A 570-nucleotide genomic window follows, 5' to 3' on the forward strand; every position below is an offset into this window, starting at 1 on the left:
ATGAAAAAGTCTATAGCAGTTCTGCCAGAAGAGTGGATGAAGCTAGTTAAAGATGCAATGAATTCAAATGTGAGTAAAGAAGATTTTAAACAGTTTCTAGAAACAAAATCTCAAGATAATACGATAACAAAAAAACATTAGATAGCTTGCTTATCTAATGTTTTTTATTATCACTAGGTTTGTTTATTATCTAAGAATGCTTTCACTTCTTTAACAGATAGCCCTATTTCCTTAGCCTCTTGGATAAGACTGACCCATTCTTGATCTACATTTGACATTGTTATTTCATTTTCACTGCTCATAAAAATAAATTCCTCCAGAATTTTAGGTAGCCCAGCTGTCATAGTCAATTGACTTTAGATCTGTAGCTTTGCGTCCTAGCTTTTCAACTAGTTTGCCTTTATCTGAATATGTAAATTTATATAAAATCTTACTACATAGGGGGTGTCAAAGTGTGTCGAAATAAGTATTCYTATAATTATTTTCTGAATTAAAYAACTATTTCYAACTCCAAAAATAATGCTGAGAGTTATCAGCTGGGAAGAGACGTAAAMCAAGCGTACAAGAAGG

2 protein-coding genes and 1 riboswitch are annotated in these 570 nt (G+C 31.8%); of the genes, one reads left to right on the plus strand and one right to left on the minus strand.

Annotated elements, in window-relative coordinates:
- The first annotated feature begins 36 nt into the window (after window positions 1-36).
- The gene (locus AC1DRF_RS31715; protein ID WP_477742791.1) at window positions 37-141 is read left to right on the plus strand and encodes an anti-repressor SinI family protein; all 105 of its coding nucleotides are present in this window, start codon (window positions 37-39) and stop codon (window positions 139-141) included.
- A 32-nt stretch (window positions 142-173) separates the two neighbouring features.
- Here the strand turns inward: AC1DRF_RS31715 and AC1DRF_RS31720 are convergent, their stop codons facing one another.
- The gene (locus tag AC1DRF_RS31720; RefSeq protein ID WP_427076965.1) at window positions 174-344 is read right to left on the minus strand and encodes an anti-repressor SinI family protein; all 171 of its coding nucleotides are present in this window, start codon (window positions 342-344) and stop codon (window positions 174-176) included.
- Window positions 325-409: riboswitch (cyclic di-GMP riboswitch) on the minus strand. It overlaps the preceding gene by 20 nt.
- Window positions 410-570: the final 161 nt, after the last annotated feature.

The organism is Priestia sp. P5_B4 (genome assembly GCF_056400385.1).